Annotated in this window: 8 protein-coding genes; all 8 read right to left on the minus strand. The window is 41.6% G+C overall.

Annotated elements, in window-relative coordinates:
* Positions 1-257 precede the first annotated feature (257 nt).
* Positions 258-623, minus strand: a complete 366-nt coding sequence (locus BUB94_RS15910; protein WP_139260292.1) for a hypothetical protein — start codon at positions 621-623, stop codon at positions 258-260.
* A 93-nt stretch (positions 624-716) separates the two neighbouring features.
* Positions 717-1,937: an RHS repeat domain-containing protein gene (locus BUB94_RS15915; RefSeq protein ID WP_175549756.1), complete on the minus strand. Its 1,221-nt coding sequence runs from the start codon at positions 1,935-1,937 to the stop codon at positions 717-719.
* 127 nt (positions 1,938-2,064) lie between these two features.
* On the minus strand, positions 2,065-2,361 hold the full coding sequence (locus BUB94_RS15920) for a hypothetical protein (RefSeq protein ID WP_073238918.1): 297 nt from the start codon (positions 2,359-2,361) through the stop codon (positions 2,065-2,067).
* Positions 2,333-3,289: an RHS repeat-associated core domain-containing protein gene (locus BUB94_RS15925; RefSeq protein ID WP_217653155.1), complete on the minus strand. Its 957-nt coding sequence runs from the start codon at positions 3,287-3,289 to the stop codon at positions 2,333-2,335. The genes BUB94_RS15920 and BUB94_RS15925 overlap by 29 nt, the downstream gene beginning before the upstream one ends.
* A 61-nt stretch (positions 3,290-3,350) precedes the next feature.
* The gene (locus BUB94_RS15930; RefSeq protein ID WP_073238924.1) at positions 3,351-4,088 is read right to left on the minus strand and encodes a hypothetical protein; all 738 of its coding nucleotides are present in this window, start codon (positions 4,086-4,088) and stop codon (positions 3,351-3,353) included.
* Positions 4,089-4,091: 3 nt separating this feature from the next.
* Positions 4,092-5,396: an RHS repeat domain-containing protein gene (locus BUB94_RS15935; protein ID WP_073238927.1), complete on the minus strand. Its 1,305-nt coding sequence runs from the start codon at positions 5,394-5,396 to the stop codon at positions 4,092-4,094.
* Positions 5,383-5,874 (minus strand): hypothetical protein, encoded by a 492-nt coding sequence (locus tag BUB94_RS15940; RefSeq protein ID WP_073238930.1) that lies wholly within the window; start codon positions 5,872-5,874, stop codon positions 5,383-5,385. Before BUB94_RS15940 ends, BUB94_RS15935 begins: the two co-directional genes overlap by 14 nt.
* Positions 5,875-5,940: 66 nt before the next feature.
* The coding region (locus BUB94_RS15945; protein ID WP_139260293.1) for an RHS repeat domain-containing protein at positions 5,941-6,789 on the minus strand (849 nt) is incomplete at its 5' end.

Consider the following 6,789-nt stretch of genomic DNA (forward strand, 5'->3'; position numbering starts at 1 on the left):
TGAAGAAAAGAAAAACTTCGTCTTTGAGACCGTTTTTTCCTCAGACGAGAAGCTTGAATTCATACGCAAGGCAAAAGACGCAGGATTCTTCATACCTTAAAAATTCTACAAACGGAAAACGCCGTACGGAATAAACCGTATGGCGTTATGGTTAAATTGAAAACTTCACCGAGAAAAATTGCCCTTCGTGGGAAATTTTATGGGGATTGGAGCGGCTATTGACTTACCCTCTTATTAAATCTCGCCATAGTCCAGAACTAATGATTCATTTTTGCTGACGATACAATTTTTTCACATGTAGCTAAGTCTGAAAAATCAGGATAACATGAAAATTCAACAATATACGGATAATCTTTTCCATCAAATTTTCGCTTTGCTTGTAAAACAAAAATGGAATTTTTCAACTGTCTTTCATTATAACTTTCGACAGTATCAATCCGATTATTTGTCTTTAGGTTGTCCGTCAATGCAGACATTTCATACTTAAGACTATTCATTGTTCGCCAACCAGAATAGAAAAACATCATTTTTTCATTGTTCGAATTTTTAATATGGTAGATTTTCCCCATGTCCCAATGCTCTACGGAATCAACTTTATATGAAGCAGGAATGCTAATGCTCATATATGAAGTTTTAAACACTACACACTCTTCGTTTCGTTCACAAGACATTAAAAGAAAAATAAAAAGTAAAAAAATCAAATGTTTTCTCATAGGCTAATTCTCCTTAATTGTATTGGCTTTGTAACCATTTTCAGGACGGATAGTTCCTGCTTTCCACATTTCTTCAACTTGACTTTCTGTCAACGAAAATCCACCATCACCCATTAAATTTCCTTTATACCCTTTATAAGGTAAACCGTCTTCCATATATTTTGCACGATATTTTTCATCCAAGCCAAGTAAATGTCCGAATTCATGGGCTATACCATGCCTATCCTTAATATTGATACTGGCTTCCCCTGGCAAAGCTCCAAGATGAGCACAAGACCCTCCACCATAGGAACTGCACATTTCGCCTCGTCCAACAGTAAGCGTAATATTGTTATTTACATTCTTGTGAATATTAGGATTGTATTTAACGACATCTACTGTTAAATTATATTTCCCAATTTTATGGTTGAATGCGTCAGCAACAACTTGTTGAATCGCTTCATGCAATCTATTGTCGTTAAGCTTACCTTCGTAAGTAACAGGAACAATGGCATGAACATTATTTCCATTCTTTTCAATTATAGCAGCATTTCCATCCGGATCGATAGAACTAATTGGATTCATCCCATTCCCCACATACAGATACGGACTGCTAAACTGACGAGCCGGATCTACAGAAATCCACAATCCAAGCATTGGATCCAGATATCTTGCGCCGAAGTAGTTCAGCTCGGTTTCGTCATCCTTCTCTTTACCGGTGAAGTTTTCCGTCACCTTGTCGCCTGCATCAGCGATCAGATCAATCTGTTCGCCGAAGGAGCGGTAGTCATAAGCTTTCTTCACTTCACCGAGGTCTGCAACGTCTGCGTTTGAGGAACCCTGGGTGCCGTACACCAGCATGGTGGAGCCTAGATGGTTCTTGAGGTACCATTCGAAGGAGGCGTTGCCGGAAGACGGCTTTTCGGCATCTTCCACGCCGTAGCGGCCGAGGCCCTGAGGCATGTTCACCACGACCTTTGTTTCGCTGGGAGTGCCGTTGTGGAAACTTTCGCGGACCTCGGTGCCGATGCCTGTGTAGTGGGTCACGAGTTCACGTTCCCAGTCGGCAGCATACACGCCGTCGGAGGAGTTTGCGTCAGCGGACTTGTCGGAAATGCAGGCCTTGCGGAACCTCGTCTTGGAAACACGCCTGCCGGAACCGTCGTAGGCCATGGTCAGCATAAGACTATCGCCCCTACTGCAACTACGCGTATTCTCAAGTACATTTCCTGATTTGCTTTCCATCCTGAACTCCACCGGCATTCCTCTCCAATCATAGGAAATTTTCAGGGATTTGGGGCCTCTTCTTTAACACATCATAATCAGAAATCACCTTGCATTCCATTCGCTCAAAGCTTTCTTAATTTTACGTCTATTTTTTAGCAAACAAATCAAAACAAAGCCATAGTAAAAAAGATAACCTCCAATAGTCTCCCAGCCCCCCCCCATAGCCGACCCTTTTCTCTATCACATACGGGATATTCGCAAAGAAGAAGAAGATTGGTATATACAAAATAGAAACAAAAGACACAAAAAATTTATTTTTTATTTTTGTTCGCATCAAGGAATAAAGCGTCATAAAAGAAATACCAATCATAGCAAAAAAAAGCGATAAAAAATATAACATAACAACCATTTTTTTACCTATCGCTACAAGAGTTCCATTCATCTTGAATATATCCAGCTTCTTTAGCCGTTGTAAAACCTATTGTTTCAAGCGTACCAACAGTTCCGCTGATGACGCCTGCCCCCTCTCCAGAAATATTTAATAAATTAAGAGAAAGATCTCCGGTTGCACCTCCTATAGCCCCTAATATACCTCCATTTCTAGCTTGGAGGCCGATTTCCTTCCAATCCCAATCATCAGGAGTTTTTCCTTGAGCTACAGCCTGATCAGCTATTTCCACAGTAGCCGCAGAAACAGCACCAAAAGCCATTTGCCCCCCTGTACCAGCAGGTGCAAATAAAAATCCAGCGCCTAATGTAGTGAAAAATGCAGTCAATCCCGCCCTCACCATACCAGCATATGACTCGCCCCGAGATGCAGCATTATTTTCAGCAAGGTAAAGATTATAAAAAGCTGATGGAGCCGAGGCTACTGCTGAAGCAAGATCGTTTCCATCTTCATCTACATTGATAATCGGATTATACCCATTTCCCGCATACAAATACGGACTACTAAATTGTCTCTTTGGGTCTACTGAAATCCACAATCCAATCATTGGATCGAGATATCTTGCGCCGAAATAGTTCAGCTCGGTCTCGTCGTCTTTTTCTTTTCCTGTGAAGTTCTCGGTCACCTTGTCGCCTGCATCAGCGATCAGATCGATCTGTTCGCCGAAGGAGCGGTAGTCATAGGCTTTCTTCACTTCACCGAGGTCTGCAATGTCTGTGTTTGAGGAACCCTGGGTGCCGTACACCAGCATGGTGGAGCCCAGATGATTTTTGAGGTACCATTCGAATTTAGGATTGAATACGCTCCAGTCGGTCGGCTTTCCATTTTCGTCGAGAGTCGTCGATGGCACTACTGGTGCCGAGGCGTCCTCGGGCATGTAGCGACCCAGGCCATTGGGCATGTTGACGTCTCCAGCGTCCATATTGCCTATACTGCAAACTCGTGTGCTTTCCTTCCTGAACTCCACTGGCATTCCTCTCCAATCATAGGAAATTTTCACCAAAGCATTTCTTTGAGTTTAAACTATCTTTTTCAATATTTATATTATCAAGAATGAATTCAGCAGTTTTTTTGGATTGTTTTTGATCCAACAAATAGTACACCCTAAAAAAATTTGGATATTTATTATAATTTGATATTACATCAAACCATCCAATTTTTTTCTCATCATAAAAAATATTTTCAACTATTCCATTTCCTTTTTGTATAATAAAATTATTCGACTTGTCAGTAAACGTTTCGTTTTCAAATGTCTGACCGACTTTTATTACCGCTTGTTTTTTTCCATTTTCGTACAATTCATAAATAATTTCACTATTCTTTTTTGATGAACGAATTACTTGTTCATCACTCTTGTAAAGTGAAAAACCACACCCTCGATACACTTCACTACACTCAAATTCATTAAGTAATACTTTTTTTTCGTGAGTGACTCCAATATTTGAATACATTTCAACTATGACCGTGTCTCCCATTTTAGAATCAAAAAACATATCTACAACATCGGAACCTTCTCCAAGTTTTTCAGCATTTGATGGTTCAACATATTTCCATAACAAATCATTCGAAATATTTTTCAATAAAATGCTATCTAGCGAATAATCTTTTTTACTTCCCCAGAAATTTAGCAGATCACATTTTCCAGAACAACATCCAAAAGATGTTCCTGCGTCTCTTGCAAAAAGTTCAACGGCGACTAATATAACGAAAATTTTTTTCATACCTTACTCTTCGCTTATCTCTGTAAGGTCTTGCATAAACATTGCGTCAACTTGAGCGGCCCTATCTAGGTCAACCAAAGCATCTGAAGACATAACCGGAGATGAATTTAGGCCTGTAGAACTATTAAAATTATCACCCCATTGTTTTTCAATAAGCCCCTGTGAACGACAACCAGCTACTGTAAAATCAAGATTATCGTTATTGGCAATATCATCTGCACTCATCCATTTTTCTTTTGAACTTGTGCTAAGAATAGTTCCATCTCCTTTGTTTACATGCCCGATGGCGTATAATTTTTTTATTTGAGGATCATTTACAGCTTCATTAAAACTATTTTTATTCATTTGGGCATACTTGACCGAGTATCCCTTGCTTTTAAAGGCCTCTGCAGCAACGGCTGTCGCTTTTTTGAATTGGCTCATAGAAATGAGATTTCTCCCTTTTTCTTTAGTATTTGCAAGCATGAAGTAAACATCTTCATTTCCGTCTGGGTCAAATACATTTAACGGATTATTACTTCCGTATGTGTACGGTGAGAAATGTTGCCTTGCAGCATCCACGCTTGTCCACATTCCAATCATCGGATCCAGATATCTTGCGCCGAAGTAGTTCAGCTCGGTCTCGTCATCCAATTCCTTGCCAGTGAAATTTTCAGTCACTTTTTCAGCAGGTTCCATGAGGGAAACCTGTTCACCGAAGGCGCGGTAGTCGTAGGCGGCCTTCACACTGCCAGCGCCGTCACCTGTACCGTACACCAGCATGGTGGAACCAAGGTGGTTCTTGAGGTACCATTCGAATTTAGGATTGAATACGCTCCAGTCGGTCGGCTTTCCATTTTCGTCGAGAGTCGTCGATGGCACCACTGGTGCCGAGGCGTCCTCGGGCATGTAACGGCCGAGGCCATTGGGCATGTTCACCACGACCTTTGTTTCGCTGGGAGTGCCGTTGTGGAAACTTTCGCGGACCTCGGTGCCGATGCCGGTGTAGTGGGTGACGAGTTCACGTTCCCAGTCGGCGGCGTATGTTCGCTCGAATATCGCGCCAGAGGATGTCTCGGAAATGCACGCCTTGCGTTCCCGCGTCTTTGAAACGCGCCTGCCGGAACCGTCGTATGCCATCAGCAGCCTTACGCTGTCCCTGCTACAACCACGCGTAGGTTGATGCACTTCGTCAGCCATTGTTTCCATCCTAAATTCCACCGGCATACCTCTCCAATCATAGGAAATTTTGAGGTTCTTGGATTTGTCCTCGATGAGATTTCCCTCGGAATCGTAGACGAGGTTGTTTTTGATTTCACTTAGATCCATGCAGGCCCAAGACAACAATACAAAAGAATCCTAAAATAAACAAAGAGCAAACACTTAACCAATATTTTGTAGGATAAGCTTTTCTGTGATAGAGATCAAAAAGGAAACTAAAACGATCCTCAACAATGGAAACTACACCATATACCAATGCTGCGCAACCAACACAAAAAGCACGAAATGATTCATATGGTTTCCACCCTTTCAAATAAGAAAAAAAAGCAATAATCAAAAGTAAAGCACAGACTATTTTCACAGCAAGAGCTGTGATTCTCTTTTGGGATTTATATCTTTGTTCCAACCGTTTATTTAGCTCTTCGGATTTAAACTGTTCACAAATTAAATCATCAATTCTTTTTTCAATGACCACAACGCGTTCATCCGATTTTTTTAATTTACGACGAAACAAATCTAACTCATCAAGAGTTAATTTTTGAACATCTTTTTCAAATTCCTTAAGATTGTCTTTTACTGACTGCATTTCATCACTCCATTCTGTTATCAAGTCATCACGTCACTAATTACAAGCAACCCTGAAAAAACAGAATTACTCAATTGATATATCTCCAACAGAAACATTCCCAGATGTAAACAAGTCCTTTTCGGTGTTTAATTCAAAATTAGCAGGAGCATCGCCAACATCATCAGATGTCGGAGAATCAAGGCCATTAAGTGCGTTTTTTAGCTCTTTTTTCCCGAGTGTTGCCGACAATAAGCCACCACCAGCAATACCAGCTTTTATAGCTTCATCTTTTGCGCACTCTCTCAATGCAGCCGCTTTTTTGATTCGATTCACACTATTAGCACTTTGTTCTAATTTAACAGCCGTTTTCGTTGCATTGTATGCTTTTTTTCCTTGATTTAGCGCTGTTAAACCCAAAGCTCCAAAAGTAAAATCCAACAAGGCATCCGTGAAAGAATATTGAATATCATTACCTGTTGCTTTTGAGATTGCAAAAGCTTGCCCAAACCCAACACCAACACCGATAAGACCACCAACGACAGCAACGTTCCCATCTGGGTCTACCGCTACCATTGGGTTAACGCCATTCCCCATATACAGATAAGGACTGCTAAACTGACGGGCAGGATCCACGCTTGTCCACATTCCAATCATCGGGTCAAGATATCTTGCGCCGAAGTAGTTCAGCTGGGTTTCGTCATCACGTTCCTTGCCGGTGAAATTCTCTGTGACTTTTTCGGCAGGGACTGCCAAATCTACTTGTTCACCGAATGCGCGATAGTCGTAGGCTGCCTTCACTTCACCGAGGTCTGCAATGTCTGTGTTTGAGGAACCCTGGGTGCCGTACACCAGCATGGTGGAGCCCAGATGATTTTTGAGGTACCATTCGAAGGAGGCGTTGCCGGAAGACGGCTTTTCGGCATCTTCCACGCC

This window comes from Fibrobacter sp. UWH9, assembly GCF_900129715.1.
Lineage (GTDB): Bacteria > Fibrobacterota > Fibrobacteria > Fibrobacterales > Fibrobacteraceae > Fibrobacter.